General features: G+C 66.5%; 25 protein-coding genes and 3 tRNA genes. 6 read left to right on the top strand and 22 right to left on the bottom strand.

Annotation, left to right across the window (positions count from 1 at the left end; genetic code table 11):
• Window positions 1-29: 29 nt before the first annotated feature.
• Complete coding sequence (locus tag M8A51_RS01625) at window positions 30-1,421, bottom strand: phosphomannomutase/phosphoglucomutase (protein WP_251776368.1); 1,392 nt, start codon at window positions 1,419-1,421, stop codon at window positions 30-32.
• 175 nt (window positions 1,422-1,596) lie between these two features.
• Between M8A51_RS01625 and M8A51_RS01620 the strand changes: the two genes are divergently transcribed.
• From M8A51_RS01620 to M8A51_RS01600, 5 genes are read left to right on the top strand one after another with little or no spacing between them, the layout of a single operon-like run.
• Complete coding sequence (locus M8A51_RS01620; RefSeq protein WP_251776367.1) at window positions 1,597-3,087, top strand: Ada metal-binding domain-containing protein; 1,491 nt, start codon at window positions 1,597-1,599, stop codon at window positions 3,085-3,087.
• On the top strand, window positions 3,084-3,581 hold the full coding sequence (locus M8A51_RS01615; RefSeq protein ID WP_251776366.1) for a methylated-DNA--[protein]-cysteine S-methyltransferase: 498 nt from the start codon (window positions 3,084-3,086) through the stop codon (window positions 3,579-3,581). The genes M8A51_RS01620 and M8A51_RS01615 overlap by 4 nt, the downstream gene beginning before the upstream one ends.
• 8 nt (window positions 3,582-3,589) lie before the next feature.
• Window positions 3,590-4,507: a DMT family transporter gene (locus M8A51_RS01610; RefSeq protein ID WP_251776365.1), complete on the top strand. Its 918-nt coding sequence runs from the start codon at window positions 3,590-3,592 to the stop codon at window positions 4,505-4,507.
• A 44-nt stretch (window positions 4,508-4,551) separates the two neighbouring features.
• The gene (locus M8A51_RS01605; protein WP_251776364.1) at window positions 4,552-4,980 is read left to right on the top strand and encodes a carboxymuconolactone decarboxylase family protein; all 429 of its coding nucleotides are present in this window, start codon (window positions 4,552-4,554) and stop codon (window positions 4,978-4,980) included.
• A complete protein-coding gene (locus M8A51_RS01600) occupies window positions 4,977-5,141 on the top strand; it encodes a hypothetical protein (protein ID WP_251776363.1) in 165 nt (54 codons plus the stop codon). The genes M8A51_RS01605 and M8A51_RS01600 overlap by 4 nt, the downstream gene beginning before the upstream one ends.
• Here M8A51_RS01600 and M8A51_RS01595 read toward each other — a convergent pair whose 3' ends face one another.
• The 10 genes from M8A51_RS01595 to folC all read right to left on the bottom strand — a co-directional run bounded on the left by M8A51_RS01595 (window position 5,142) and on the right by folC (window position 13,133).
• Window positions 5,142-5,786: a 2'-5' RNA ligase family protein gene (locus tag M8A51_RS01595; RefSeq protein WP_251776362.1), complete on the bottom strand. Its 645-nt coding sequence runs from the start codon at window positions 5,784-5,786 to the stop codon at window positions 5,142-5,144.
• 86 nt (window positions 5,787-5,872) lie between these two features.
• Window positions 5,873-5,949: transfer RNA gene (locus tag M8A51_RS01590), tRNA-Asp, on the bottom strand.
• 57 nt (window positions 5,950-6,006) lie between these two features.
• Window positions 6,007-6,082: transfer RNA gene (locus M8A51_RS01585), tRNA-Glu, on the bottom strand.
• Between the two features lie 49 nt (window positions 6,083-6,131).
• Window positions 6,132-6,207 (bottom strand) — tRNA-Ala (locus tag M8A51_RS01580).
• 87 nt (window positions 6,208-6,294) lie between these two features.
• Window positions 6,295-7,695, bottom strand: a complete 1,401-nt coding sequence (gene gltX, locus M8A51_RS01575; RefSeq protein WP_251776361.1) for a glutamate--tRNA ligase — start codon at window positions 7,693-7,695, stop codon at window positions 6,295-6,297.
• Entirely contained in the window at window positions 7,692-8,927 is a 1,236-nt protein-coding gene (locus M8A51_RS01570; protein WP_251776360.1) for an O-succinylhomoserine sulfhydrylase, read from the bottom strand. The genes gltX and M8A51_RS01570 overlap by 4 nt, the downstream gene beginning before the upstream one ends.
• Window positions 8,928-8,939: 12 nt before the next feature.
• Complete coding sequence (gene purF, locus M8A51_RS01565) at window positions 8,940-10,457, bottom strand: amidophosphoribosyltransferase (protein WP_251776359.1); 1,518 nt, start codon at window positions 10,455-10,457, stop codon at window positions 8,940-8,942.
• 28 nt (window positions 10,458-10,485) lie between these two features.
• Complete coding sequence (locus M8A51_RS01560; RefSeq protein WP_251776358.1) at window positions 10,486-10,977, bottom strand: CvpA family protein; 492 nt, start codon at window positions 10,975-10,977, stop codon at window positions 10,486-10,488.
• A gap of 3 nt (window positions 10,978-10,980) precedes the next feature.
• Window positions 10,981-11,745, bottom strand: a complete 765-nt coding sequence (locus tag M8A51_RS01555; protein WP_251776357.1) for an SPOR domain-containing protein — start codon at window positions 11,743-11,745, stop codon at window positions 10,981-10,983.
• A 65-nt stretch (window positions 11,746-11,810) separates the two neighbouring features.
• On the bottom strand, window positions 11,811-13,133 hold the full coding sequence (folC, locus tag M8A51_RS01550) for a bifunctional tetrahydrofolate synthase/dihydrofolate synthase (protein WP_407062187.1): 1,323 nt from the start codon (window positions 13,131-13,133) through the stop codon (window positions 11,811-11,813).
• Window positions 13,134-13,370: 237 nt separating this feature from the next.
• Here folC and M8A51_RS01545 point away from each other — a divergent pair, with 237 nt between their 5' ends.
• Complete coding sequence (locus M8A51_RS01545) at window positions 13,371-13,733, top strand: hypothetical protein (protein WP_251776355.1); 363 nt, start codon at window positions 13,371-13,373, stop codon at window positions 13,731-13,733.
• Window positions 13,734-13,865: 132 nt separating this feature from the next.
• On the opposite strand, the gene accD is transcribed toward M8A51_RS01545, so the two are convergent.
• From accD to leuC, 11 genes are all read right to left on the bottom strand, one after another.
• A complete protein-coding gene (accD, locus tag M8A51_RS01540) occupies window positions 13,866-14,738 on the bottom strand; it encodes an acetyl-CoA carboxylase, carboxyltransferase subunit beta (RefSeq protein ID WP_251776354.1) in 873 nt (290 codons plus the stop codon).
• Window positions 14,735-15,565 carry a tryptophan synthase subunit alpha gene (gene trpA, locus M8A51_RS01535; RefSeq protein ID WP_251776353.1) on the bottom strand — a complete coding sequence of 277 codons (831 nt, stop codon included), beginning with the start codon at window positions 15,563-15,565 and terminating at the stop codon, window positions 14,735-14,737. The genes accD and trpA overlap by 4 nt, the downstream gene beginning before the upstream one ends.
• Window positions 15,562-16,791 (bottom strand): tryptophan synthase subunit beta, encoded by a 1,230-nt coding sequence (gene trpB, locus M8A51_RS01530; RefSeq protein WP_251776352.1) that lies wholly within the window; start codon window positions 16,789-16,791, stop codon window positions 15,562-15,564. Before trpB ends, trpA begins: the two co-directional genes overlap by 4 nt.
• A 4-nt stretch (window positions 16,792-16,795) precedes the next feature.
• Window positions 16,796-17,470, bottom strand: coding sequence for a phosphoribosylanthranilate isomerase (locus tag M8A51_RS01525; protein WP_251776351.1), 675 nt, complete (start codon window positions 17,468-17,470; stop codon window positions 16,796-16,798).
• Between the two features lie 13 nt (window positions 17,471-17,483).
• Window positions 17,484-18,266, bottom strand: a complete 783-nt coding sequence (gene truA / locus M8A51_RS01520; RefSeq protein ID WP_251776350.1) for a tRNA pseudouridine(38-40) synthase TruA — start codon at window positions 18,264-18,266, stop codon at window positions 17,484-17,486.
• A 31-nt stretch (window positions 18,267-18,297) separates the two neighbouring features.
• Window positions 18,298-20,847 (bottom strand): FimV/HubP family polar landmark protein, encoded by a 2,550-nt coding sequence (locus M8A51_RS01515; RefSeq protein WP_251776349.1) that lies wholly within the window; start codon window positions 20,845-20,847, stop codon window positions 18,298-18,300.
• Between the two features lie 280 nt (window positions 20,848-21,127).
• Window positions 21,128-22,261, bottom strand: a complete 1,134-nt coding sequence (gene asd / locus M8A51_RS01510) for an aspartate-semialdehyde dehydrogenase (RefSeq protein ID WP_251776348.1) — start codon at window positions 22,259-22,261, stop codon at window positions 21,128-21,130.
• 104 nt (window positions 22,262-22,365) lie between these two features.
• A complete protein-coding gene (gene leuB, locus M8A51_RS01505) occupies window positions 22,366-23,445 on the bottom strand; it encodes a 3-isopropylmalate dehydrogenase (protein WP_251776347.1) in 1,080 nt (359 codons plus the stop codon).
• Between the two features lie 126 nt (window positions 23,446-23,571).
• The gene (gene leuD, locus M8A51_RS01500) at window positions 23,572-24,219 is read right to left on the bottom strand and encodes a 3-isopropylmalate dehydratase small subunit (RefSeq protein WP_251776346.1); all 648 of its coding nucleotides are present in this window, start codon (window positions 24,217-24,219) and stop codon (window positions 23,572-23,574) included.
• Window positions 24,220-24,268: 49 nt separating this feature from the next.
• The gene (locus M8A51_RS01495) at window positions 24,269-24,400 is read right to left on the bottom strand and encodes an entericidin A/B family lipoprotein (RefSeq protein ID WP_251776345.1); all 132 of its coding nucleotides are present in this window, start codon (window positions 24,398-24,400) and stop codon (window positions 24,269-24,271) included.
• Between the two features lie 12 nt (window positions 24,401-24,412).
• Window positions 24,413-25,831: a 3-isopropylmalate dehydratase large subunit gene (gene leuC, locus M8A51_RS01490; protein WP_251776344.1), complete on the bottom strand. Its 1,419-nt coding sequence runs from the start codon at window positions 25,829-25,831 to the stop codon at window positions 24,413-24,415.
• Between the last annotated feature and the right edge of the window lie 103 nt (window positions 25,832-25,934).

The following is a 25,934-nucleotide window of genomic DNA, read 5'->3' as shown; positions in this document are numbered from 1 at the left end:
CGAAAGCCGGGCGCCCGCAGCGCCGGGTTTCAGTGCGCGCTCGCGCCCACTTGAGCGTCGGGTTTCACCGCCCGCAGCGCGGCCATGAATTCCAGCTCGATGCGTTCCAGCGCCTGCGGCGTGTGCCCCTCGAAGCGCAACACCAGCACCGGCGTCGTGTTGGACGCGCGCACCAGTCCGAAGCCGTCTTCGTACTCGGCGCGAATGCCGTCGATGGTGATGATTTCCTTGGCGCCTTCAAAACGTGCACCGCCGGCGATGCGCTGGCGCAGTTGCTCGATCACCTGGTGATGCTCGCCTTCGGCGCACGGCACGTTGAGTTCGGGCGTGCTGAAGCTGGTCGGCAGCCCGTCGAGCACCGCGCTCGGGTCGGCGTGGCGCGACAGGATCTCGAGCAGACGTGCTGCCGTATAGGTGGCGTCGTCGAAGCCGTACCAGCGCTCCTTGAAGAAGATGTGGCCGCTCATCTCGCCGGCGATCGGTGCATCGATCTCCTTCAGCTTGGCCTTCACCAGCGAATGCCCGGTCTTCCACATCACCGGCACGCCACCGGCGTCACGAATCGCCGGCGCCAGACGCTGCGTGCACTTGACGTCATAGATCACCGACGCACCAGGATTGCGCGCCAGGATGTCCTGTGCGAACAGCATCAGTTGACGGTCAGGGTAGATCACGTTGCCGTCGCGGGTGACCACGCCGAGGCGATCACCGTCGCCGTCGAAGGCCAGGCCGAGCTCGGCGCCGGTTTCCTTCACTGTGCGGATCAGGTCGGCCAGGTTCTCGGGCTTGGACGGATCAGGGTGATGGTTCGGAAAGTCGCCGTCGACCTCCGAGTAGAGGTCGGTCACGTCGCTGCCAAGCGCACGCAGGATGCCGGGAGCCGAGGCGCCAGGGATGCCGTTGCCGGAGTCGATCACGATCTTCATCGGCCGCGCCAGCTTCGCGTCGCCGGTGATACGGTCGCTGTATTCCTTCAGCACGTCGAGCTGCATCAGCCCGCCGGCGCCGCTGGTGTAGTCCTCTTCCTCGATGCGGCGGCGCAGGCCCTGGATCTCATCGCCGTAGATCGCGCGGCCGGCCAGCACCATCTTGAAGCCGTTGTAGTCCTTGGGATTGTGGCTGCCAGTCACCTGGATGCCGGACCGGCAGCGCGTCGAGGCCACGTAATAAGTCATCGGTGTCGTCACCGGGCCCAGCTCGATCACGTCGCACCCGGTGCTGCGCAGCCCCATGATCAACGCAGCCGACAGCGACGGCCCGGACAGCCGGCCGTCACGGCCGACCGCGACGGTCGTCTCGCCGAGCGCACGCGCCTCGGTGCCAAATGCACGGCCGAGGTGCTCGGCCACGGCGACATCCAGCGTCTGCCCGACGATGCCACGCACGTCGTAGGCCTTGAAGATCGATGCTGCAACTTTCATGAATAGCACTCCCTTTGTTGAACTGCCTGTGTGCACAAGATTGTAGGGACGCCCTCCGGGCCGCTTGTGTCCGGCCGTTTACGTGACGGCACGGGCAGCGAGTGTCCACGCAAGCCGTGGGCCACATGTCCGAAAACGGCCAGTACCGGGACCGCCACTGCCGATAATGGTCCCCATGTTCGACGCCGACGCCGCTTACCTCGCGCTCAAAGCCCACGACGCCCGTTTCGACGGCGTGCTGTTCGTCGGCGTCACCTCGACCGGCGTGTACTGCCGCCCGATTTGCCGGGTGCGCACGCCGCGACGTGAGAACTGCCGGTTCTTCGCGAGTGCCGCACAGGCCGAGGCCGCGGCGTTCCGGCCGTGCCTGAAGTGCCGCCCGGAGATTGCACCGGGCGGTGGCATCGCCTGGTCGGTGATGGACGCGTCGCGCACGCTCGCGCACCAGGCCGCCGCCTGGCTCGATCGACATGCCGACGTCCGCGGCGACACGAGCATTCAGGCGCTGGCCCGCACGCTCGGCATCACCGATCGGCACCTGCGCCGGATCTTCGCGACCGAACACGGCGTGACACCGCTGCAATACCTGCAGACCCGCCGCCTGCTGCTCGCGAAGCAACTGCTGACCGATACCACCCTGCCCATCACGCAGGTCGCACTCGCCAGCGGTTTCGGCAGCCTGCGGCGCTTCAATGCCGCTTTCATCGAGCGCTACCGCCTCAACCCGACCGCGCTGCGCCGGCGCGCCGGCCCTCGCACACCGTCAGCCGAGGCGCTGACGCTGCAGCTGGCCTATCGAGAGCCCTATGACCGGCACGCGATGCTGCGCTTTCTGGCGCAACGTGCGATCCCCGGCGTGGAGCACGTGGAGGTGGAAGGCAGTGCACCCGGCATCCGGCGCAGTCTGCGCGTCGGACCGCCCGGGCGCGAGGCGAGCGGCTGGCTGCAGGTGCGTTTTGTCGAGGGCAAGCCTCTGGTGCAGGTGCAACTGGCCCCGCAATTCGCCGATTCGAGCGCAGCGCTGATCCGCGCAGTGCGCCGCTGGCTCGATCTCGACGCGATGCCTGATGTCATCGAGCAGGCGTTGCACGAGCTACCGGGTGCCGGCACGCGGCTGCCAGGCTCGCTCGACGCGTTTGAGCTCGCCGTCCGCGCCGTGCTCGGCCAGCAGGTCACGGTGGCAGCGGCCCGCACACTGGCCACTCGGCTGGTCGACGCGTACGGCGAACCGATCGCCACGCCATGGCCCGGGCTGGTGTCGCGGTCGTTCCCGTCGCCGGCACGGCTGGCGGCCTTGGCACCGTCCAACCTCGGTACGCTCGGCATCCTGCGCCAGCGTTGTGCAGCCATTCTCGCGCTCGCACAGCAGTGGGATGTGTTGCAAGCCCGCTTCAACAGCGCAAGCCCCGCGAGCGCTACCATCGCGCTGCTCGAATCGCTGCCCGGTATCGGTCCCTGGACAGCCCACTACATTGCCATGCGGGCGCTGGCCTGGCCCGATGCGTTTCCGCCACGCGACGTCGCCGTGCTGAAGGCCATGGATTGCAATCCACGTGACGCCGAGCAGCGTTCGCAGGCCTGGCGCCCGTGGCGCTCCTATGCCGTGCTGCGGTTGTGGGGCTCACTGGGCGCGGCCCCTACTACACCGGCCCCCATCACGCCATGACGCCCCGTCCGTACATCGCCCAACGCCATATCGACTCGCCGCTCGGCAACATCCTGCTGGCCCGCACCGCCCAAGGCTTGGCCGGTCTGTGGTTCGAGGGCCAGAAGGACCATCCCGGCACGCTCGACGCCCCAGTGGCCGACGACGACCCGCTGCTGCAGCAGACCGCGCACGAGCTGGACGAGTACTGGCGCGGGCAGCGCCGGGAGTTCGCGGTCCCGCTCGACTTGCTCGGCACGGGTTTTCAGCGCAATGTATGGCTGGCTCTGCTGGAAGTGCCGCTGGGCGCTACGCTCACGTACCGGCGCATCGCCGAGCAGGTCCGTTCCATCACCGCGACGCGCGCCGTCGGTGCCGCCGTGGGGCGCAACCCGGTGTCCATCATCGTGCCGTGCCACCGCATCATCGGCAGCGGCGGCAGCCTGACGGGCTATGCCGGCGGCCTGGAACGCAAGGCCGCGCTGCTGCGTCTCGAAGGCGTGCTCGCCATTTGAATGAATTCATGAAAACCCGAGACCTCTCCGACCTTCTGCTGCTGGCCGCCATCTGGGGCGCCTCTTTCCTGTTCATGCGCCTGGGCGCGGGCGAGTTCGGTCCGGTCGCGCTGTCGGCCGTGCGTGTGACGGGGGCCGCCCTGTTCCTGCTGCCCGTGCTGGGCCTGCACGGGCAATTGCACGTCTTGCGCGGCCATGCGGGGCACCTGGCGATAGCCGGCCTGCTCACCAGCGGGCTGCCCTTCCTGTGCTTCAGCTATGCCGCGCTGTCGATCACGGCGGGTCTGTCGTCCATCTTCAATGCAACGACCCCGCTGTTCGGCGCGCTGATCGCCTGGTGGTGGCTGAAAGATCAGCCGACCCGATGGCGTGCTGCCGGTCTTGCGATCGGCTTTGCCGGCGTGCTGTGGCTGGCGTGGGACAAGGCCAGCTTCAAGCCCGGCGCCGCGTCGACCGGTTGGGCCGTCGTCGCCTGCCTGGCGGCGACCTTGTGCTACGGGCTGTCGGCCAGCTACATCAAACGCTTCCTCTCCGGCGTGCCGTCGCTTGCGGTGGCCACTGGCACGCAGCTCTCGGCTGCGCTGTTCCTGGCCGTGCCGGCCGTGTTGTGGTGGCCCGCCGAGATGCCATCGCCAAAGGCGTGGGGCGCGACGATCGCGCTGGCCCTGCTGTGTACAGGCGTCGCCTACATCCTGTTCTTCCGTCTGATATCGCGCGTCGGGCCGGCCAATGCCATCGCGGTGACCTTCCTGATTCCCGCTTTTGCCGTGCTGTGGGGCTGGCTGTTCCTCGACGAAGGCGTCACGCTCGCCATGATCATCGGCAGCGTGGTGATCCTGCTCGGCACCGCCCTTGCCACGGGTCTGCTGCCGCGGCCGCGCAAAACAGTTGTGCCGGCAACGCCGGTATCGCCAACGAGCCGTTGAGCGAGAATCGCGCGATTTTCAGCACTCGGCGCGCCAGCATTGCCATGAGCCAGGACCCAACCCCCCTTCCCTTCGAACCCTGCACGCCCATCGCCGACGTCTTCGGGCCGGGCCTGGAAGTACGCCGCAAGGTGCTCGGCGACGCCCACGTCGAGCGTTCGTTGAACAACGCCGGGGACTTCCAGGCCGAGCTGCAGGAACTCGTGACCGCGTTTGCCTGGGGCACCGTGTGGACCCGTGAAGGCCTGCCGCTGAAAACCCGCAGCATGCTGACCGTTGCGATGCTGGTGGCGCTCGGCAAGCACAAGGAACTCGAAGGCCATCTGCGCGGCGCACTGAACAACGGCGTGACCGTGAACGAGCTGAAGGAGATCCTGCTGCACAGCGCGGTCTACTGCGGTTTCCCCGCCGCGATCGAAGGCTTCCGCACCGCCGCCGCGGTGATCGAGCAGTACCGGGCCGAGCCGAAGTGACCTCTGCCCGCAAGCACAAGCTGCGCATCCCGACGCCGAAGCCGCGCAACCCACTGGTGCCTGCGGCAGCCCAGCGTAAGGCAGGGGCGCATCGCAAGAGCCGTTCGGCCGAGCGGCAAGAGAGCAAACGCGAACTCGAGAAGCGCCTGAAGGGCGACTGATCAGGCCCTTCCATCGAGGGGCCACTGATCGACCCATTGGTGGTGGGTCGCGCCGACATGACTGAGGATCAGCGCGTAGCGCGTCGCCGTCCAGCGCATCGGTTCAATGCCGTGCTCAGGGATGCGTCGCGTGTCATAGAGCAGCGTCATGTGAGGAGTGTGTGACGCTCGCGGACGAAGCCCGGCCCGCCGCAATGCCACAGTCAAGGAGTGCCTCAAGTAGGCGATGCCTTGATCGCTGGCCGCATCGCTGCGCAGAACGAAGGCCTTGCTGCCGGCGAAGCTCATGGCACGGTCGAAGGTGACAGACAGCGGAGCGCAGGCCACGCTGCGCGCTGCCGCGCAGGCAGCATCGACGATGAACCGCGGCACGAGAGTGCTGAACGAGGCGACGGCGTGCAACGTGAGGTGCAGGCGCTCGGGCAACAACAAGGAGCCGTTCAAACCATGACCGATGCGCATATCCGAGGCGGCCGCCGCGATACGGTGTGCATCCGCTGCGTCGGGAAAGATCGCAAAAAACAGCAGGTAGCCTTTGCGATGCCCGCGGACTTCGTCCGCGCCGTCGAGATCGAACAGATCCGACGGCGTATCGAAACCCGGCAGGCTGCCCTGCGGGGGAAGGTCTGAACGCAAGGTGTCCATTGCGCCATGATGAGGCCACTCGTCCCGGGCAGTCGTCAGAAACGGAAAAGCCGTTGCAACCTGGTGGATGCAACGGCTTTCGAACTTGGCGGAGTGGACGGGACTCGAACCCGCGACCCCCGGCGTGACAGGCCGGTATTCTAACCAACTGAACTACCACTCCGCGTGGCAGCAAGTTTCCGCTTCGAACTCTGGTTCTTGGCGCAAGCCTTGCCAAACTTGGCGTCCCCTAGGGGATTCGAACCCCTGTTACAACCGTGAAAGGGTCGTGTCCTAGGCCTCTAGACGAAGGGGACTTAAATCTTCGTACTTCCTGAACCGCGCGCCACCGGATCTTGTGAATCGTGGTGGAGGTAAGCGGGATCGAACCGCTGACCTCTTGCATGCCATGCAAGCGCTCTCCCAGCTGAGCTATACCCCCGTGAACTTGTCTGTTCGTGCGCCAAGCTCGTGAGCTTTTTGCCGGGTTTCGCGCCGTTCAAGCGAGACCGAGAGTATATAACGCTTTTTATCGACGATGCAAGCGGCCGACCACCGTCTCGCGGTCGAACAGCTCAAGCACCGCATCGACCGACGGCGTCTGGGCGCGCCCGCACACCAGCACACGCACGGGAATCGCGAGTTGCGGCATCTTGAGGCCGTGTTCCGCGATGGTTTCCTTGATGCACTGGCTGATGGCCGCCTTGGTCCAGTCACAGGTTTCGAGCCTGGCCGCCAGCGAGGCGAGCGCCGGCCGGACCGCATCGGTCACGTGGCCGGCCAAGTCCTGCTCGCCGGGGTGCACCGGCGCGAAGTACATCGACAACCAGTCGGCCAACTCGACCGTCGTGCTGCAACGGTCCTTGAACAAGGTGCACATCGCGGGCAGCCGGCCTGCCCGCCCGCCGGCATCGAGCCCGCGCTGCTTGAGCTGATCGGCGACCAGCCGGGCCAGGCGTTCGTCGTCCGCCTGCTTCAGATACTGGGCATTGACCCACGACAGCTTCGCCGGGTCCCACTGTGCGGGGCTCTTCGACAGATGCGAGCCGTCGAACCACGCCACCAGTTGCTCGCGGGTGAACAACTCGTCGTCCCCGTGGCTCCAGCCGAGGCGGGCCAGATAGTTCAACATCGCCTCGGGCAGGTAGCCGCCCTCTTCGTAAGCCGTCACGCTGACCGCGCCGCGGCGCTTCGACAGCTTCAGTCCGTCGTCGCCCAGGATCACCGGTACATGGCCGAACTGCGGCAGCGGTGCGCCGAGCGCATGGAAGATGTTGATCTGCCACGGCGTGTTGTTGACGTGCTCGTCACCCCGAAACACGTGGGTGATGCCCATGTCCCAGTCGTCGACGACCACCGCGAAGTTGTAGGTCGGCACGCCGTCAGGCCGCAGAATGATCAGGTCGTCGATCTCGCGATTGTTGATGGTGATCGGCCCCTTCACGAGATCGTCCCAGGTCACGTCGCCGTCGAGCGGATTGCGAAAGCGCACGACCGGTTTCACGCCCTCGGGAGGCGGCGGCAGCAGCTTGCCGGACTCGGGGCGCCAGCGGCCGTCGTAGCGTGTCTTCTCGCCGCGCGCCTTCTGCTCTTCGCGCATCGCGTCGAGTTCCTCCGGCGTGCAATAGCAGCGGTAGGCCTTGCCCTGCTCGATCAGGCGATCGACCACCTCCTGGTAGCGCGCCAGCCGTTGCATCTGGTAGATCGGCCCTTCGTCGAAATCGAGACCCAGCCATTTCATCGAGGCCAGGATCTGGTCGACGGAATCCTGGGTCGAGCGCGCGACGTCGGTGTCCTCGATGCGCAGCACGAGTTCACCGCCATGGTGGCGAGCGTAGGCCCATGAATACAGCGCGGTGCGCGCGGTGCCGAGATGCAGGAAGCCGGTCGGCGACGGAGCGATGCGGGTGCGTACTTTGCGAATCGTCATGCGAGGGGGTCCAGGCCGCGTGCGAGGTCGGCCTTCAGGTCTTCCAGGTCTTCCAGTCCGACCGCCACGCGAAGCATGCCCTGCGTGATGCCGGCGGCCAGGCGCTGCTCCTCGGTCAGGCGGCCGTGCGAGGTGCTGGCCGGATGGGTGATGGTGGTCTTCGTGTCGCCGAGATTGGCCGTGATCGAGCAGATGCGCGTGGCGTCCACCACCGCAAAGGCATTCCTGCGCGCAAGCGCAGCGCCAGCGGCTTGCTGGCTACGCACGACGAAGGACACGACCGCACCACCTGCGCTCTGCTGGCGCAGCGCCAGTTCATGCTGCGGATGCGAGGCGAGCCAGGGATGGTAGACACGCTCGACCGCCGGATGCGCTTCGAGCCATTGCGCCAATTGCAGCGCGCGGGCACTTTGCGCCTGCATGCGGATCGACAGCGTCTCCAGCCCCTTCAGCACCACCCACGCGTTGAACGGCGACAGCGACATGCCCGCACTGCGCATCACGGGCACGAACTTGTCGTTCACCAGCGCTTCGCTCGCGCACAACGCGCCGGCGATCACGCGACCCTGGCCGTCGAGGTACTTGGTGCCCGAATGGATGATCAGGTCGGCGCCCAGCTTGGCCGGCTGTTGCAGCGCCGGCGAACAGAAACAGTTGTCCACCGCCAGCAGTGCACTCGCGTTGTGGGCGATGTCGGCCAGAGCCCGGATGTCGCAGATCTCGGTCAACGGGTTGCTGGGCGTCTCGGCGAACAGCAGCTTGGTGTTGGGCTTCATGGCCTTGCGCCATTCACTGACGTCGGTCTGCGACACGAAGCTGGTCTCGACGCCGAACTTGCCGAACTCGCCGGCCAGCAGCTTGATCGTCGAGCCGAACACGCTTTGCGAGCAGACGACATGGTCACCGGCCTTGAGCAGGCCCATCACGAGCAGCAGGATCGCCGCCATGCCGCTGGAGGTTGCAATGCAGGCCTCGGTGCCCTCCATCGCGGCGAGGCGGCGCTCCATCATCATCACCGTCGGATTGGTGAAGCGGGTGTAGACGAAGGCCTCTTCCTCGTTGGCGAAACGCGCCGCCGCTGTTGCGGCATCGGGGTGAACGAAACTGCTCGTCAGGAACAGCGCCTCGGAGTTCTCGCCCCAGGGCGAATTCGGCAGGCCTTCACGCACGGCCAGCGTGTCGAGCCGCACATCGGGCGGCAGGTCGACGCGCGGAATTTTCTTGTCGTTCATGGGGCAGTTCCGTCAATGTTCGCCGGCGCTTTGCAGCGACAGGCGCGAACGCTGCGCGTCTTCCTCGTCGCCCTGCGACGCGCGTTGCGTTGCCATCGCAGCAAAGTCCTCGGCCGACACGTCTCCGGTGATGTAGCAACCGTCGAAGCACGACGCTTCGAAGCCCTCGATCCTGGGGTTCAGCATTCCGACCGCCCGCTTCATCGCGGCGACGTCCTGATAGATCAAGGCATCGGCGCCGATGAACTGCCGGATCTCCTCGATGCTGCGGTCGTGCGCGATCAGCTCGCTCTTGGTCGGCATGTCGATGCCGTAGACATTCGGAAAGCGCACCGGCGGCGCGGCCGAGGCCATGTAGACCTTGCGGGCCCCGGCTTCGCGTGCCATCTGCACGATCTCTTTCGACGTGGTGCCGCGCACGATGGAATCGTCGACCAGCAGCACATTGCGACCCTTGAACTCCTGCGCGATGGCATTCAGCTTCTGCCGCACCGACTTCTTGCGCACCGACTGCCCCGGCATGATGAAGGTGCGGCCGACATAGCGGTTCTTCACGAAGCCTTCGCGGTACGGCTTGCCGATCTTCTGTGCCAGCTGCATCGCCGACGGGCGGCTCGATTCCGGAATGGGAATCACGACGTCGATCTCGCTCGGCGGCATCGTCGAGATCACGCGCTGCGCCAGCGTCTCGCCCATGTTGAGGCGAGCCTGGTAGACCGACATGCCGTCGATCACCGAATCCGGCCGTGCGAGATAGACAAACTCGAACACGCACGGGTGCAGCGACGGCTGCTCGGCGCATTGCTGGGCGTGCACATTGCCGTCGAGGTCGATGAACAGCGCCTCGCCCGGCGCCACGTCCCGCACCACCCGGTGGCCGGTGCCTTCCAGAGCGACCGATTCGCTGGCCACCAGGACTTGTTTGCCGTCCGGCGTCTCGGCCTCGCCATAGCACAGCGGGCGGATACCGTAGGGGTCGCGAAACACCAGCAGGCCATGGCCTGCTATCAGGCAGACCACCGCATACGAGCCCTTGATGCGGCGATGCACCGCACGCACCGCCTTGAAGACTTCTTCCGGCGTCAGCGGCAGATCGCGAGCGGCAAGCTCCAGTTCGTGCGCCACGACATTGAGCAGCACTTCGGAGTCGCTATCGGTGTTCAGGTGCCGACGGTCGATCGCGAACAGTTCCTGGCGCAACGCATGGGCGTTGGTCAGGTTGCCGTTGTGCACCAGCACCAGGCCGAACGGCGCGTTGACGTAGAAGGGCTGCGCCTCTTCCTCGTTGTAGGCGTTGCCCGCCGTCGGGTAGCGCACCTGGCCCAAGCCCATGGTCCCCGGCAGCGCGCGCATGTTGCGGGTGCGGAAGACGTCGCGCACCATGCCGCGCGCCTTGTGCATGAAGAACTTCCTGCCCGTGGCCGTGACGATGCCGGCCGCATCCTGTCCGCGGTGCTGCAGCAGCAGCAGCGCGTCATAAATCAGCTGATTGACCGGCGCCTTCGAGATGACGCCTACGATGCCGCACATAACTTCACCTTCCGTCTTGCGCTATCCGCTAGGGTAGCCGCTGCGCCAGCTCTGCCGGCATGAGGGGTTTCAAGCCCGAGAGCACGTCCTGCAGCATGGCTGCGCCACGCGATTCCTGCCAGGCGGCGCTGCGCGCCAGCGGTGTCCAGGTCACCAAGGTGGCGACGACCAGTGCAATCAACAAGCCCCGCACCAACCCGAAACCCGCGCCGAACACCCGGTCAGCGGCACTCAGCACGCTCGCCCGCACCAGCTTCTTGACGAGCCAGGCGCCCAGCCCCCAGATGAACAACGCGCCGATGAAGACAATCGCGAAGGTGGCGACGTGGTTGATCATCGAGCCGCTCGTGCCGATCGGGATCTGGTGCGCGATGTGCGGCGTCATCCACTGTGCGGCCACGTAGGCCACCACCCAGCCGGCCACCGACAGCACCTCGAACACCAGGCCGCGCACCAGGCCGACGATCATCGAGATCAGCAGCAGCGCCAGCAGCGCGATGTCGACCCAGGCGAACGCCATCGTTCAAAGCGTCAGCACGGCCGACGGCAGGCCCGCGGCCTTCAGCTTCGCAGCAGCACGATCGGCCTCTTCGCGGCTCGCGAAGGGACCGACACGCACGCGCACGCGTTTGCCCGATCCGGTGTCGATCACCTGCGTGTAGGTCTTCAGGCCGAGCTTTTCGACCTTCAGCCGCATGTCGCGCGCACTGCCGGTTTCGCTGTAGGCGCCCACCTGGACGATAAAGCGGCTGTCGGAAGCGGCCGCAGCAGGCTTGGCCGTATCGCGCCCTTCGAGCAGGGCCCGTGCACGCGCAGCATCGGTGGCGCTCGGCTTGGGCGGTTCCGGACGGGACGGTTCGGGCTTGGGCGGCGTGGCTGCGGCAGGTTTGGGCTCGGCGCGGGCCGTTTCCTGCCGAGGCGCCGGCATCGGAGCCGTGGGATCGGCGGCGACCTCCCGCCCGGCCTCGGCCGCCGATTCATCGATCACGTCACCGCTGCGTTCGGCAGGTGCTGGCGCTTGTGTCGGCTCGGGTGCGGGCTTCGGCGCCGGGACCGCGAGGGGCGGCGCACCGTCGCGCTGCGGGATCTCGATCGGCAGGTCGACGGGGATGGGACGGGGCTGGGTCTCGAACAGCAGCGGGAACCCGATCACGCCGATCAGGACCAGCACGGCAGCGCCGATCAGACGGTGGCGCGCGCGCGCGCGCGCCTGCTCGACCGATTCGGGCGCCGCAGCGGGTGCGGGCGGGTTTGCCGCAGAACGCTTGAAGAAGGAGAGCAAACCCATGCGTCGAAGAAGTTGAACCGCGGCGGTGGACAGACAAGGAGGCCCGGCGGCCCGGAAGGGAGCAGTCAGCCGACGTGTTTTGCCGTGAGCCGGGGCACTCCCTGCTCCAGCACGCCCCCCACCGTGTAGAACGAACCGAAGACGAGGATTCTATCAGTGGGGTCTGCAGCTTCGAGGGCCGCATGCAAGGCCTGCATCGGGCTCGCGTGACATGTTGCGGTGGTCTGGCCGGCGGAGACACCCAGCGTCCCGGCGCTCTCTCTCCACAGGCCGGCCAGCGCCGACGCACTGGATGCGCGGGACGTCGGCAGGTCGGTGAAGTACCAGGCGTTCACCAGCGGCGCCATGCGCCTCAGGATGGCCGCAGCGTCCTTGTCTGCCATCGCGCCGAACACCGCATGGGTGCGCGGGTAGAAGCCCATCTGGTCGAGGTTCTGCGCCAGCGTGGCCACCGCGTGCGGGTTGTGGGCGACGTCGAGCACCAGCGTCGGCTGCCCCGGCACGATCTGGAACCGTCCCGGCAACTCCACCAGTGCGAGCCCGTTGCGCACCGCCTGCGCGGTGACCGGCAGCCGCTGGTGCAGCGTCTCCAGCGCAGCAAGCACGCCGGAGGCGTTCAGCAACTGGTTCGCGCCGCGCAGTGCCGGGTACGCCAGCCCGTTGTAGCGCTTGCTGCGCCCGGCCCACGACCACTGCTGCCAACCGCCGGTGCCGCCTTGCTGCCCGGCGTAGTTGAAATCGTGCCCGAATCGCCGAAGATCGGCGCCGATGGCTTGTGCATGCTCGATCACGCTGGCCGGCGGCATCGGGTCGCTGACCACCGCTGGCCTGCCCGGCCGCATGATGCCCGCCTTCTCGCGGCCGATCGATACGCGGTCGGGCCCGAGAAAATCCATGTGATCGAGGTCGATGCTGGTGATCACCGCGCAATCGGCATCGATGACGTTCACCGCATCGAGCCGGCCGCCCAGGCCCACTTCCAGCACCGCGGCATCAAGCTCGCTCACGGAAAGCAGCCGAAGGATGGCCAGCGTCGTGAACTCGAAATAGGTCAGCGACTCGCCGCCGCGCGCCTGCTCGACCGCTTCGAAGTGCGGCAGCAGCGCGTCGGCCTGCACCACCTCGCCGTTGACGCGGCAGCGCTCCTCGAAATGCACCAGGTGCGGCGACGTGTAGACGCCCACGCGATAGCCAGCTTGCAGCAGGATGGCCTCGAGCATCGCGCAGGTCGAGCCCTTGCCGTTGGTGCCGGCCACGGTGAAGACGGGGCATTCGAAGCGCAGCCCGAGCCGCTCAGCGACCGCCTGCACCCTGGCGAGGGTGAGGTCGATGGTGGCAGGGTGCAACCGCTCGCAGTGAGCGAGCCATTCGGACAGAGAAGTTGGCACGGAGGTAGGCATTGCAAAGAAATGGAGTGCAAGCGGCCGCTGAAACAGGGCTGAAGACGACAGGGCCGGGTAGCGACGGTCGAGCGCCGGCCCAGCGATGGTAACTACATGTCCAGCCCCCCTTGTACCGAAGCCGGGGCGCCCTACACCCTGCTCGTGCTCGGGTCTCCCTGTCGGGAACGCCCCAGTCACATCTCTGCAAGGTCCCCTGTTGTCCTCCCGGAAGGAAACGTCGCCATGAGCGCGTCTTCTCGTCCCACCCACTCTGGCAAGACTGGCACCACTCGCCACTCCTACTCAGGGCTGGGAAGCCTGAAGCACATCCTCATCTCATTCCTTTCCGCAGTCCTGCTCCCTGTCCTCATGATCTGCCTGGCCTTCGCCATCGTCGACCATGTGGACAGTGCCTCTCACCTCCTGGTGAAGGCTGGCGCCTACTTCGCCCTCCTGGGTGGAGTGGCAAAAGCCAGCGCTGGTGAGGTGGGTGCATGCTTCGGCAAGCACCGCCAGAAGGCACGCAACATCCTTCGGGGTGTGGGTGCCGCAGGTCTGGTGCTCAGCATGCTGCTGGTGGGCTTGGGGGCTCTTGCAGGGATTTGAGCTGGTCCTCCAGCTCAAGCCCCTGCCGGACAGGATTTCCTCATCCTGTCCGGCCTCCTCATTCCGACCGGCAGGCTCGCCTGCCGGTTTTCATATTGCCAAATCAAACGGCACAGAGGCCGCGAAGCGTCGTCAAGCCACCGCGTCGGCCGGCTGCCGTTGCAACATCGCCAGCGCGCGCGCCACCGTTTGCCGCAACTCGCGACGGTCGATGATCATGTCCAGCGCCCCCTTGTGCAGCAGGAACTCCGACCGCTGGAAGCCTTCCGGCAGCTTCTCGCGCACGGTGTTCTCGATCACTCGCGGCCCGGCAAAACCGATCAGCGCCTTCGGCTCGGCCATCACGACATCGCCCATGAAGGCGAAGCTCGCCGACACCCCGCCCATGGTCGGGTCGGTCAACACGCTGATGTAAGGCAACTTCGCCTTCGCCAGTTGGGTCAGTGCGGCGTTCGTCTTGGCCATCTGCATCAGGCTCAGCAGGCCTTCCTGCATGCGGGCGCCGCCGGTGGCCGTGAAGCAGATGAAGGGTGTCTTCTGCTCCACCGCGGTCTCGACGCCCCGCACGAAGCGCTCGCCGACCACCGAGCCCATCGAGCCGCCCATGAAGTCGAACTCGAAGCACGCCGCCACGACCGGGATGCTGTGCACGGCGCCGCCCATCACGACGAGCGCATCGGTCTCGCCGGTGGTCTCCATCGCGTCCTTCAGGCGATCGGGGTACTTCTTGCTGTCCTTGAACTTCAGCGGGTCGACCGGAACGACCTCCTGGCCGATCTCGTAGCGCCCCTCGGCGTCGAGGAACTTATCGAGCCGTGCACGCGCGCTGATGCGGTGGTGGTGCGAGCACTTGGGGCAGACGTAGACGTTCTGCTCGAGGTCGGTCTTGTAAAGCACCGATTCGCACGACGGGCACTTGATCCACAGGCCTTCCGGCACCGAGCGGCGCTCGGCCGGGTCGGTCTGCTGGATCTTGTTGGGCAGCAGTTTTTCGAGCCAACTCATGCGTGAACTCCTTCCGAGAGAGTGTCGAGGGCAGCGCGGATCTCCGCGATGAAGCGCCCTCCTGCGTCTGCCACGCGTTCGCGCGGCTGTTCTTCGAGCAATTGCACCAGGCGGGAGCCGATCACGACGGCGTCGGCCACCGCGCCCACTGCCTTGGCGGTCGCGGCGTCGCGGATGCCGAAACCCACGCCGACCGGCACCTTCACGTGAGACTTGATGCGCGGCACCATCTCGGCGACCGCCCGGGTATCGAGGTGGCCCGCGCCGGTGACGCCCTTCAGCGAAACGTAATAGACATAGCCGCTGGCGACGCGGCCGACGTCTTTCATGCGTTGCTCGGTCGAGGTGGGTGCGAGCAGGAAGATCGGGTCCATGCCGTGCGAGGCCAGCGTCGCGGCGAAGTCCTCGCATTCTTCCGGCGGATAGTCGACCACCAGCACGCCGTCCACGCCGGCCGCCTGGGCAGCGGCGACAAAAGCGCTGGCGCCGTGACGCTGGTCATAGCGCTCGATGGGGTTCGCGTAGCCCATCAGTACGATGGGCGTGACGTTGTCCTTCGCACGGAATTCCCGCACGTAGGCCAGCACTTGCGCCATGCCGATACCCTTCGCGAGGGCCCGCTCGGCCGCCTTCTGGATGACCGGACCGTCAGCCATCGGGTCGGAGAACGGCACGCCGAGTTCGATCACATCGGCGCCATTGCGCGCCAGCGCAAGCATCAACTCGACTGTCGCCTCGGGGTAGGGGTCGCCTGCCGTCACATAGGGAATCAGCGCCTTGCGCCGCGCCTGCTGCAGGCGGGCGAACGTCTGCTGGATGCGGCTCATTGCGTCGCTCCCGGCAGTTGCACGTCCGGCAGGCTGGTGCCTGTCAGCGTCGAGACGGTGCCGATGTCCTTGTCGCCGCGGCCGGACAGGCACACGAGAATGGACTGGTCAGGGCGCATGGTCTTGGCGAGCTTCATCGCATGAGCCACGGCATGGCTGGACTCCAACGCCGGAATGATGCCTTCGGTGCGGCACAGGTAGTGGAAGGCCTGCAGTGCCTCGTCGTCGGTGATGCCGACATACTCGGCACGGCCGATGTCTTTCAAGTGCGCATGCTCGGGGCCCACCCCGGGATAGTCGAGGCCGGCCGAGACCGAATGCGTCTCGATGATCTGGCCGTTGTCGTCCTGCAGCAGATAGGTCCGGTTGCCGTGCAACACCCCGGGCGAGCCGGCACTCAACGAGGCCGCATGCCTGCCGGTCTCGAGCCCCTGTCCTGCAGCCTCGACGCCGATCAGTCGCGTTTCTTCATAAGGGATATACGGATAGAAGATGCCCATGGCATTGCTGCCCCCGCCGACGCACGCCACCACCGCATCGGGCTGGCGGCCGGTCATCTCAGGCATCTGCTTCACGCATTCATCACCGATCACGCTCTGGAAGTCGCGCACCATCATCGGATAGGGGTGCGGACCGGCGACGGTGCCGATGATGTAGAAGGTGTTCTCGACGTGGGTGACCCAGTCGCGCAACGCCTCGTTGAGCGCGTCCTTCAAGGTCTTCGAGCCGCTTTCGACCGGCACCACCTTGGCACCGAGCAAATGCATGCGGTAGACGTTCGGCGACTGGCGCTTGACGTCCTCGCTGCCCATGTAGACGACACATTCAAGGCCGTAGCGCGCGCAGATCGTCGCCGTCGCGACGCCGTGCTGGCCGGCACCCGTCTCGGCGATGACGCGTGGCTTGCCCATGCGCTTGGCCAGCAAGGCCTGGCCGATCGTGTTGTTGATCTTGTGCGCGCCAGTGTGGTTCAAGTCTTCGCGCTTCAGGAAGATCTGCGCGCCGCCCATCTCGCGGCTGGTGCGCGCGGCGTGGTAGACCGGACTGGGCCGGCCGACGTAGTGCGCCAGCTCGTTGCGGAATTCGGCGACGAACGCCGGATCGGTGCGGTACTTCTCGTAGGCGGCATTCAGTTCGTCCAGCGCGTGGACGAGGGTTTCGGCGACGAAGGAGCCGCCGTACGGCCCGAAATGACCCCGGGCGTCGGGTTGTTGATACTGAATCATGGCTTCAGGTCAGGAAGTGGCGCTGTTCAAGCTTCGGCGTCGCGACGCGAGCATCGGCTTCGCGGACGGCTACACAGAACCGGCGGATCGCATCGGCATCCTTGATGCCCTTCGCGCTTTCGACGCCGGAACTCACATCAACGGCCCAGGGCCGTACCTGAAGAATCCCATCGGTCACGTTTGCAGGCGTTAACCCACCAGACAAAACGACTGGACGGGGAACGCTTGGTGGAATGAGTGACCAATCGAAGACCTTTCCGCCGCCACCATAGCCTTCGACGAAGGCGTCCAGCAAAAGCGCGGACGCGGTGGCGTATCGAGCCGCAAAGTGTAGCAAATCGAAGCCGGGTGACATCCGGGCCGCGCGCAGGTAGGGCCGGCCGTACCGCTCGCAGGCATCGGGCACCTCGTCGCCGTGGAACTGCAACAGCAGGTTCGGTATCCGCTCGCAGGCCGCTGCAACATCGGCAGGCTCGGCATTGACGAACAGCCCCACCGGTGTCACGAAGGGCGGCAGCTGACGCGCCAGCACCGCCGCGCGCTGCGGGGTCAGGCCACGCGGGCTGGCCGCATAGAACACGAAGCCGACCGCATCGGCGCCGGCTTCGACGGCAGCGTCGACATCGGCCTCGCGGGTCAGACCGCAGATCTTGATGCGTGTGCGTTGTGGGTGCTGCATGCGTAGAGGCTCGTCATGGCAACCAGTCCGCCGCAAGATTGCTCTGCGGCAGTCCGTAGGCCGGGTCGTAACGCGGCCCGAGGAAGTACAGCCCGTCGGGCGAAAACGTCGGCGCCGCACGGCGGCGGTCGCGTCCTGCGAGCACCTCGCCCACCCACTGGGGCGGCTGGCTGCCAGCGCCCACCGCAACCAGGCAGCCCATCAGGTTGCGCACCATGTGGTGCAGGAAGGCGCTCGCCTCGAACTCGAACCGCCAGTATGCCCCGTGCCGTTCGATCGTGATCTCGCGCAGCGTCTTGACCGGTGATTTCGCCTGGCATTCCGAAGAACGGAAGGCCGAAAAGTCATGTTCGCCGATCAGCAACGACGCGGCCGCGCGCATCGCCGCGCCATCCAGCGGCCGAAACACCCAACCCGCCAGGCCGGTTTCCAGAGCCGGCCGCACCGCCGACTCACGCAGGATGTAGGCATAGCGGCGCCCGAGCGCGCTGTTGCGGGCGTGAAAGCCATCGGACACCCGGTGGCACCACTGCACGGCGACATCGGCAGGGAGGTAGGTGTTCGGACCGCGCACCCAGGAAAAGGGTTCGCGCTCCAGTGCCGTGTCGAAGTGAACCACCTGGTTCATCCCGTGCACCCCGGCATCGGTGCGACCGGCGCAGATCGTACGAACGCCCTGGCCGGCAAAACGGCTCAGGGCGTTTTCGAGACGATCCTGGACGGTGACACCGCCCGGCTGGCTCTGCCAGCCGTTGTAGGCGGTTCCGCGATAGGTGACGCCGAGCGCGATCCTCAATGCGGTGCGGCTCCCGGCTGCTGCACTACGGTCAGACCAACTCGGCGAGCATGGTCTCGGCCTTGGCCTTCAATGCGCCACTCGACTTCGTCACCACTTCCTGCAGCAGTTCGCGTGCACCTTCGCGGTCGCCAATCTGACGAAATTCTTCTGCCAGCTCGAGCTTGCGGGCCAGCGGATCGCCCGCCTCGCCGCCACCCAGATCCAGGTCAGCGAGTTCGTCGAGGCCACCTGGCTGGCTGCGCGGCGAACCGAAGTTGAGTGCAGCTTCCTTGACGCCATCGAGGTCCAGCGAAATGCCGCCGAGATCGAATTCCATCGCCTTCGACGACGGCCCCGCAGCCGGGGCGGGCGCAGGCGCTGCCACGTCTGGCAGGTCGAAAGCCATGTCAAGGTCTTGAACACCCGCAGACGCCGGAGCCGGTGCGGGCGTCGAAAAATCGAGCGCGTCGAGTGCCGGCAGCTCGGCCGCCGGCGGGGCATTGAACGGCTTGGTGACGTCCGGGTCCATCGGCGGCGCAGCCGGCGTATTGCCCAGCGGCAGGTCGAGGTCCAGATCGATCCCAGCGTCTGCCGGGTCCTCGAACTTCGAGGGCGTCGGCATGATGGACTGCGGCATCGTACTGGCCCCCAGCGGTTCGGCGCGACCTTCGGCGAACTTCGCCTCGGCCGGTGCCCCGCCGGGCTTGTACAGCGTGTTCTCGGGGTCGATCTGCTGACCCAGTTCCTGCGCCCGGGCCCAGTCTTCGCCCTCGCCACCCGTCAGCCCGTAAAGCTGCGTTGCCAGCAGTTCGAAACCCTTGGTGTCGCGGCGTTTGGCGTAGACCTCCAGCAGCTTGGTGCGAATGGCCAGGCGGTCCGGGTTGGCGCGCATGGCCTCTTTCAGAATCTCCTCGGCCTGCAGGTCCCGACCATAGGCCAGATAGACGTCGGCCTCGGCGACCGGATCGACGTCGCCGATGGCATCGAGCTGGCTCAACGAGTAGCTCAGCGACGAAGGCGCTCCGGACGCGTCCTTCGTGTCGATGCGCTGACCGCCGCTCGCGCCGAAGAACGAGTCGGGCTGGAGACGGCTTTCGAGGAACGACGTTTCGCCGCTGTCCTTCTTGGACTTCGCGCGCAGGCGGTAGAAGCCGAAGCCGAGCAGCAGCGCGACCAGGCCGCCCGCCGCCGGCAGCACCAGCGGGTTCTCGAGCAATTCGTCAAGCATGCCAGGTTCTTCGCGGGCGGCGACTGGGGGCCGCGGCTGCGGCTCGACCGCGGCGGGCGCCGAGGCGGGCACACTGGCAGCGTCGGCGATTTCGGGCGCAGAGGCCTCGGCAACGCTGGCGGCCGGCGCCTCCATCGCAGGAGCGGAAGCCGGCGCCTCGGCCACCGTGGTCGAAGGCGCAGAAGCGGGCGCCGGCACCACAGGTGCTGCAACCGGAACCTGCACGCTGGGCGCGGCAGGCGCAGCCGGCGCCGGGGCGGGAGCCGCGGCCGGTGCACTGGCGGCCGGGGCCATCTTCTTCAGATCGTCGAGGTTGCGCGACAGCTCGGCAACGCGGGTCTCGGCTTCGCGGCGCTCACGCTCCTTCGCGATACGCTCCTCCGGCGTCGGCCCCTTGGCAGCAGCGGCAACACCGCCCTTGCTGAGGGTCAGACGGTCGGGTGACGGCGCAGCGGCCGCCTTGCGGTCTTCGATGGCGGCCTCGACCTTGCCGGAGGCCTCACGGCTCGGTTCACTGGTGCCGGCGTCGGGAACCGCACCCGCCAGACGCTGGCGGTAGGCCGCGAAATCAGCGCTTTGGGCCTGGATCACCTGGCGGGCTTCCGCCTGCGAGACCGACTGGGCCTGTTCAGCCCCCGGTACGTTCAACACGGTCCCGCTCTTCAGGCGGTTCATGTTGTCGCCAATGAACGCCTGGGGGTTGGCCCGGTACAGCGAGACCAGCATCTGGTCGAGCGATACGCCCGAGCGCTGCACGCGCGACGCGATGCCGTAAAGCGTATCGCCGCGGCGCACGGTGTACTCGTCGATCTCGTCGGCGCCCGACGGCGATGCTTCCGAGCGAGCCGTCTGGCGGCGCTCGGCAGGAGCGGGAGCAGCGGCTGCGGCGGGGGCGGGCGCCGGAGCGCGGGCTGCGGGTGCAGCGGCCGGAGCCTGTGCCGGCGCCGCGGCACGCGGCGCGGGTGCCTGTGAAGACATGGCGGGAGGCGCCGCCGGAGCAGCAGCCTGGCGTGTCGTCGGCGGGTCGAGCAACAGCGTGTACTCGCGCACCAGCCGGCCCGAGGCCCAGGACAGCTCAAGGATCACGTCAACGAAAGGCTCCTGCACGACGCGGTCGCTGCGTATGCGCAGGTAAGGGCGGCCATCGGTGCGCCGCTCCAGCGTGATCTGTGCGCCCGGCAAAGCCTGGTTGTACTCGACGCCGGCGGCCCGGTAGGCGTCCGGTGCGGCGATGCGGGCGCGGAAGTTCGCTTCCTCCTCCGGCGTCAGGCTGGTGACGTCGATCTCGGCGCGCAGGTTCTCACCCAGCGCGGATTGCACTGTCAGTCGCCCGAGGCCGAGCGCAGCCGCATTGCCGGCAGCCAGGAACATGGCCGCGGCAGCGACTCCCGACAGAGCGAAACGCCCTACGGATCGTTTGTTTCGTTTCAAGGCGTCTCCCAATGGATCAAGCGGCCGACCCAGCACGGCCTTCATTCTGAGGAGCATAGTTCACTAAAACCCCGCAGGGAATTGCAGAAATCACAATAACATCAAGCAGATACGCTGACAAGCTCATGCAATTACTGACATTCTTTAGCGAATGGGGGCGTTGTAACGGGGCGTTTACTGTCGCCTGTCCACAACGCCCCTGTGCCCGGGGCACGCTTTTTCAGGCGTCCAGCAGAATGCGCAACATGCGTCGCAACGGCTCGGCCGCCCCCCACAGGAGCTGGTCGCCGATGGTGAACGCACCCAGGTACTCCGGCCCCATCGCCATCTTGCGCAGGCGCCCCACGGGAATGGTCAGAGTGCCCGTGACGGCCACCGGCGTCAGGTCACGCACCGTCGCCTCGCGCGTGTTCGGCACCACCTTCACCCAGGCATTGTCGTTGGCGATCATCGCTTCGATGTCGGCCAGCGGCACATCCTTCTTCAGCTTGAAAGTCAACGCCTGGCTGTGGCACCGCATCGCGCCGACACGCACGCAGAAGCCATCGACAGGAATGGCGGGTGCCGCGAAGCCGGGGCCGATGCCGAGGATCTTGTTGGTCTCGGCGCCGCCCTTCCACTCTTCGCGGCTGACGCCGTCGCCGAGATCCTTGTCGATCCACGGGATCAGCGAGCCGCCCAGCGGCACGCCGAAGTTCGCGGTCTCATCGGTCGACAGCGCGCGCTGCTTCGAGATGATCTTGCGGTCGATCTCGAGAATCGCGCTCTTCGGGTCGCCAAGCAGTGCCCTGACCTCGGCGTTCAGCGTGCCGAACTGCGTCAGCAGCTCGCGCATGTGCTGCGCGCCGCCGCCCGACGCCGCCTGGTAGGTCATCGTGCTCATCCACTCGACCAGTCCCGCCTTGTAGAGCGCACCGACGCCCATCAGCATGCAGCTGACGGTGCAATTGCCGCCGATCCAGTTGCGGCCGCCCTGCACGAGCGCATTCTTGATGACGGGCAGGTTGACCGGGTCAAGGACGATGACGGCGTCGTCCTTCATGCGCAGCGTCGAGGCTGCGTCGATCCAGTGCCCCCTCCAGCCCGCCGCGCGCAGCTTCGGGAAGACCTCGGTGGTGTAGTCGCCGCCTTGCGCCGTGATGACGACGTCGCAGCGCTTCAGCGCCTCGAGGTCAAAGGCGTCCTTCAGCGTGGTTTCGTTCTTCGCCATCGACGGGGCTGCGCCGCCCGCATTGCTGGTGCTGAAGAACACCGGCTCGATCAGCGCGAAGTCGTTCTCCTGCTGCATGCGGTCCATCAGCACCGAGCCGACCATACCGCGCCAGCCCACCAGTCCTACCAAAGTCGTCGCCATTTCTCTTGATCCTGTTCAGTCTTGCTCTTGGAGCCGGCCCGGTGCCGTCGCGGCGGCACCGGGCCGGCCTGAAGTCGAGGGCCGTCGGCCCATGCTCGCCGGTGTCAGCCCTGCGCTTTCAGGCGGGCGACAACCGCGTCGCCCATCTCCTTCGTGCCGACCTTCGTCGTGCCTTCGCTGTAAATATCGGCGGTGCGCAGGTTTTGCGCCAGTACGCTTTTCACTGCCGCCTCGATGCGCGCCGCCGCGGCTTCCTGGTTCAGGCTGAAGCGCAGCATCATCGCCGCACTGAGGATGGTCGCCAACGGGTTGGCAACGCCCTTGCCGGCGATGTCGGGCGCGGAGCCGTGGCTGGGCTCGTACAAACCTTGCCCGCGCGCGTTCAACGACGCCGACGGCAGCATGCCGATCGAGCCGGTCAGCATGGCGGCCTCGTCACTGAGGATGTCGCCGAACATGTTGCCGGTGAACAGCACGTCGAATTTCTTCGGCGCCTTCACCAACTGCATCGCCGCGTTGTCGACGTACATGTGTTCCAGCTCCACGTCGGGGTACTGCGCATGCACCTCGGTCACCACGTCCTTCCAGAACTGAAAGGTCTCCAGCACGTTGGCCTTGTCCACGCTGGTGACCTTCTTGCCTCGCTTGCGAGCGGCCTGGAAGGCGACGTGTGCGATACGTTCGATTTCCGGGCGGCTGTAGCGCATGGTGTCGAAGGCTTCCGGCTGACCGGCAAAAGGACCATCCGGCGATGTGCGGCGCCCGCGTGGCTGGCCGAAGTAGATGTCGCCGGTCAGCTCGCGGATGATCAGGATGTCGAGCCCGGCGACCAGCTCAGGCTTCAGGCTCGACGCATGCGTGAGCTCTTCGTAGCAGATCGCCGGGCGAAAGTTGGCAAACAGCTCCAAGTGCTTGCGCAGGCCCAGGATGGCTTGCTCAGGCCGCAGCGCACGCTCGAGCTTGTCGTACTTCCAGTCGCCGACGGCACCGAACAGCACCGCATCCGCCTCCTGGGCGAGCTTGAGCGTCGCATCCGGCAGCGGATGGCCGTGCGCTTCATAGGCGGCACCGCCGACCAACGCTTCTTCCGTTTCGAACGGCAGGTCCAGTGCACGCAGCACCTTCACGGCCTCGGCCACGATCTCGGTCCCGATGCCGTCACCCGGCAACACTGCAATCTTCATCATTTCTTTCCTCGCAGGCCCGGCGGGCCAGGCATCACGTGAGCCAGCGGCCGCCGTGGATCCGGATCCGGCTCCGCGGTCCGCCAGTGGCGCCCCTTGAGGGGCGGTCGAAGGCTGTAAGGGGGGTCAGACGATCCTGTGGTTCAGCCATGGCTTCGTCGCGAGCCGTTCTGCCTCGAAGGCCTTGATCTTCTCGGCGTGACGCAGCGTCAGACCGATGTCGTCGAAGCCGTTGAGCAGGCAGTACTTACGAAAGGGCTGCACATCGAACGCCAACTCGGTGCCGTCCGGCTTCACCAGGACCTGACGCTCCAGATCCACCGTCAATTCGTAGCCCACGAAGGCGTGCACCTCGTCGAACAGCCTGGCGACCTCGTGCTCGGCCAGCACGATGGGCAGCAACCCGTTCTTGAAGCAATTGTTGAAGAAGATGTCAGCGAAGCTCGGCGCGATCAAGGCGCGAAAGCCGTACTGTTCAATGGCCCACGGCGCATGCTCGCGGCTGGAGCCGCAGCCGAAGTTCTTGCGCGCGAGCAGGACGGACGCACCCCGGTAGCGCGGCTGGTTGAGCACGAAATCCGGGTTCGGCTTGCGCGCAGCCGGGTCCTGGCCCGGCTGGCCGGCATCCAGGTAGCGCCATTCGTCGAACAGATTCGGCCCAAACCCGGTGCGCTGGATGGACTTCAGGAACTGCTTCGGAATGATGGCGTCGGTGTCGACATTCTCGCGGTCCATCGGGGCCACCAGCCCCTTGTGCACTCGAAATGCTTGCATGGTGTGTCTCTTGTCGTGAGGGCCGGTCTTCCGGCCGGGGCCCACTCGGCTATTTGCGGCGGGCGGCGGCGTCCTCGATCTTCTCGCCGGCCTTCTGGACGTCCTTGCCGAAGCCCTGGAAGGTATTGCAGCCGGCCAGCATGGCAAGGGCGGCGATCAGCAGTGCAATGCGTTGTTTCATGCGCCTCTCTCCTCACGTCCCTCCGGCAATGCGCCGCACGTCCACGAAATGCCCTTCCATCGCAGCGGCTGCCGCCATCGCAGGGCTGACGAGGTGAGTGCGACCACCGGCGCCCTGGCGGCCCTCGAAGTTGCGGTTCGAGGTGGAGGCGCAGCGCTCGCCCGGCTCCAGCCGATCGGCGTTCATCGCCAGGCACATCGAGCAGCCCGGTTCGCGCCACTCGAAACCGGCCGCCTTGAACACCTGGTCCAGCCCTTCGCGCTCGGCCTGTTCCTTCACGAGACCCGAACCCGGCACGACCATCGCAAGCTTCACGTTGGAAGCGACGCGGCCGCCGACACGCCGCACCACGGCCGCCGCCTCGCGCAGGTCCTCGATGCGGGAGTTGGTGCACGAACCGATGAATACCTTGTCGATGCGGATGTCGCTCATCGCCCTGTTCGGTTCCAGCGCCATGTATTGCAGCGCGCGCTCGATCGCGGCACGCTTGACAGCGTCCTTCTCCTTCTCGGGGTCGGGTACTCGGTCGTCGACAGCGAGCACCATCTCCGGCGACGTACCCCAGGTCACCTGCGGCTTGATCTGCGCCGCGTCGAGTTCAATGACAGCATCCCATTCGGCATCGGCGTCGGAATGCAGTGTGCGCCAGTAGGCCACGGCCTGGTCCCACTCGACGCCGGCCGGCGAGTACGGCCGGCCCTTGACGTATTGAATGGTGGTGTCGTCGACGGCCACCAACCCAGCGCGGGCACCTGCCTCGATCGCCATGTTGCACACCGTCATGCGCCCTTCCATGCTGAGCGACCGGATCGCGCTGCCGGCAAACTCGATCGTGTAGCCGGTGCCGCCCGCCGTGCCGATGCGGCCGATGATCGCCAGGACGATGTCCTTGGCGCCGCAGCCGCGCGGCACTTGCCCCTCGACCTTGATCAGCATGTTCCTGGCCTTCCGGGCCAGCAACGTCTGCGTGGCCAGCACGTGCTCGACCTCGCTGGTGCCGATGCCGTGCGCGAGCGCCCCGAAGGCGCCGTGCGTGGAGGTGTGCGAGTCACCGCAGACCACGGTCATGCCGGGCAGCGTGGCGCCCTGCTCCGGGCCAATCACGTGCACGATGCCCTGGCGCTTGTCGCTCATCTTGAACTGGGTGATGCCGAAGCGGTCGCAGTTCTTGTCGAGCGTATCGACCTGCAGGCGCGAGATCGGGTCAGCGATGCCCTGCCTGCGGTCGGTCGTCGGCACGTTGTGATCGCTCACTGCGAGGTTGGCCGACAGGCGCCACACCTTGCGGCCCGCGATGTCGAGGCCCTCGAAGGCCTGCGGGCTGGTCACCTCGTGGACGAGATGGCGGTCGATGTAGAGGACGGCGGTGCCGTCTTCCTCGGTGTGGACGACGTGCTCGTCCCAGATCTTGTCGTACAGCGTGCGGCCCATGGGTGACTCGCGAGTGGCAGTTGCGTGGAGTTGCGCGGAGCGCGAACCGTCGATTTTAGTTGCACAGCAGCAAAAACCCCGGCTCCAGGGCCGGGGTTTGCTG

The organism is Caldimonas mangrovi, from assembly GCF_023721835.1.
In the GTDB taxonomy this organism is placed as follows: domain Bacteria; phylum Pseudomonadota; class Gammaproteobacteria; order Burkholderiales; family Burkholderiaceae_C; genus Caldimonas; species Caldimonas mangrovi.
Note: the sequence above shows the minus strand (reverse complement) of the source record. Positions and strands in the feature narration are given on the sequence as shown.

What these genes read in the sequence shown, in the direction of transcription:
- M8A51_RS01625 (WP_251776368.1), bottom strand. Translation starts at nt 1,421, where the DNA reads ATGAAAGTTGCAGCATCGATCTTCAAGGCCTACGACGTGCGTGGCATC.
- M8A51_RS01620 (WP_251776367.1), top strand. Translation starts at nt 1,597, where the DNA reads ATGTTCGACGCCGACGCCGCTTACCTCGCGCTCAAAGCCCACGACGCC.
- M8A51_RS01615 (WP_251776366.1), top strand. Translation starts at nt 3,084, where the DNA reads ATGACGCCCCGTCCGTACATCGCCCAACGCCATATCGACTCGCCGCTC.
- M8A51_RS01610 (WP_251776365.1), top strand. Translation starts at nt 3,590, where the DNA reads ATGAAAACCCGAGACCTCTCCGACCTTCTGCTGCTGGCCGCCATCTGG.
- M8A51_RS01605 (WP_251776364.1), top strand. Translation starts at nt 4,552, where the DNA reads ATGAGCCAGGACCCAACCCCCCTTCCCTTCGAACCCTGCACGCCCATC.
- M8A51_RS01595 (WP_251776362.1), bottom strand. Translation starts at nt 5,786, where the DNA reads ATGGACACCTTGCGTTCAGACCTTCCCCCGCAGGGCAGCCTGCCGGGT.
- gltX (WP_251776361.1), bottom strand. Translation starts at nt 7,695, where the DNA reads ATGACGATTCGCAAAGTACGCACCCGCATCGCTCCGTCGCCGACCGGC.
- M8A51_RS01570 (WP_251776360.1), bottom strand. Translation starts at nt 8,927, where the DNA reads ATGAACGACAAGAAAATTCCGCGCGTCGACCTGCCGCCCGATGTGCGG.
- purF (WP_251776359.1), bottom strand. Translation starts at nt 10,457, where the DNA reads ATGTGCGGCATCGTAGGCGTCATCTCGAAGGCGCCGGTCAATCAGCTG.
- M8A51_RS01560 (WP_251776358.1), bottom strand. Translation starts at nt 10,977, where the DNA reads ATGGCGTTCGCCTGGGTCGACATCGCGCTGCTGGCGCTGCTGCTGATC.
- M8A51_RS01555 (WP_251776357.1), bottom strand. Translation starts at nt 11,745, where the DNA reads ATGGGTTTGCTCTCCTTCTTCAAGCGTTCTGCGGCAAACCCGCCCGCA.
- M8A51_RS01545 (WP_251776355.1), top strand. Translation starts at nt 13,371, where the DNA reads ATGAGCGCGTCTTCTCGTCCCACCCACTCTGGCAAGACTGGCACCACT.
- accD (WP_251776354.1), bottom strand. Translation starts at nt 14,738, where the DNA reads ATGAGTTGGCTCGAAAAACTGCTGCCCAACAAGATCCAGCAGACCGAC.
- trpA (WP_251776353.1), bottom strand. Translation starts at nt 15,565, where the DNA reads ATGAGCCGCATCCAGCAGACGTTCGCCCGCCTGCAGCAGGCGCGGCGC.
- trpB (WP_251776352.1), bottom strand. Translation starts at nt 16,791, where the DNA reads ATGATTCAGTATCAACAACCCGACGCCCGGGGTCATTTCGGGCCGTAC.
- M8A51_RS01525 (WP_251776351.1), bottom strand. Translation starts at nt 17,470, where the DNA reads ATGCAGCACCCACAACGCACACGCATCAAGATCTGCGGTCTGACCCGC.
- M8A51_RS01515 (WP_251776349.1), bottom strand. Translation starts at nt 20,847, where the DNA reads ATGTTCCTGGCTGCCGGCAATGCGGCTGCGCTCGGCCTCGGGCGACTG.
- asd (WP_251776348.1), bottom strand. Translation starts at nt 22,261, where the DNA reads ATGGCGACGACTTTGGTAGGACTGGTGGGCTGGCGCGGTATGGTCGGC.
- leuB (WP_251776347.1), bottom strand. Translation starts at nt 23,445, where the DNA reads ATGAAGATTGCAGTGTTGCCGGGTGACGGCATCGGGACCGAGATCGTG.
- leuD (WP_251776346.1), bottom strand. Translation starts at nt 24,219, where the DNA reads ATGCAAGCATTTCGAGTGCACAAGGGGCTGGTGGCCCCGATGGACCGC.
- M8A51_RS01495 (WP_251776345.1), bottom strand. Translation starts at nt 24,400, where the DNA reads ATGAAACAACGCATTGCACTGCTGATCGCCGCCCTTGCCATGCTGGCC.
- leuC (WP_251776344.1), bottom strand. Translation starts at nt 25,831, where the DNA reads ATGGGCCGCACGCTGTACGACAAGATCTGGGACGAGCACGTCGTCCAC.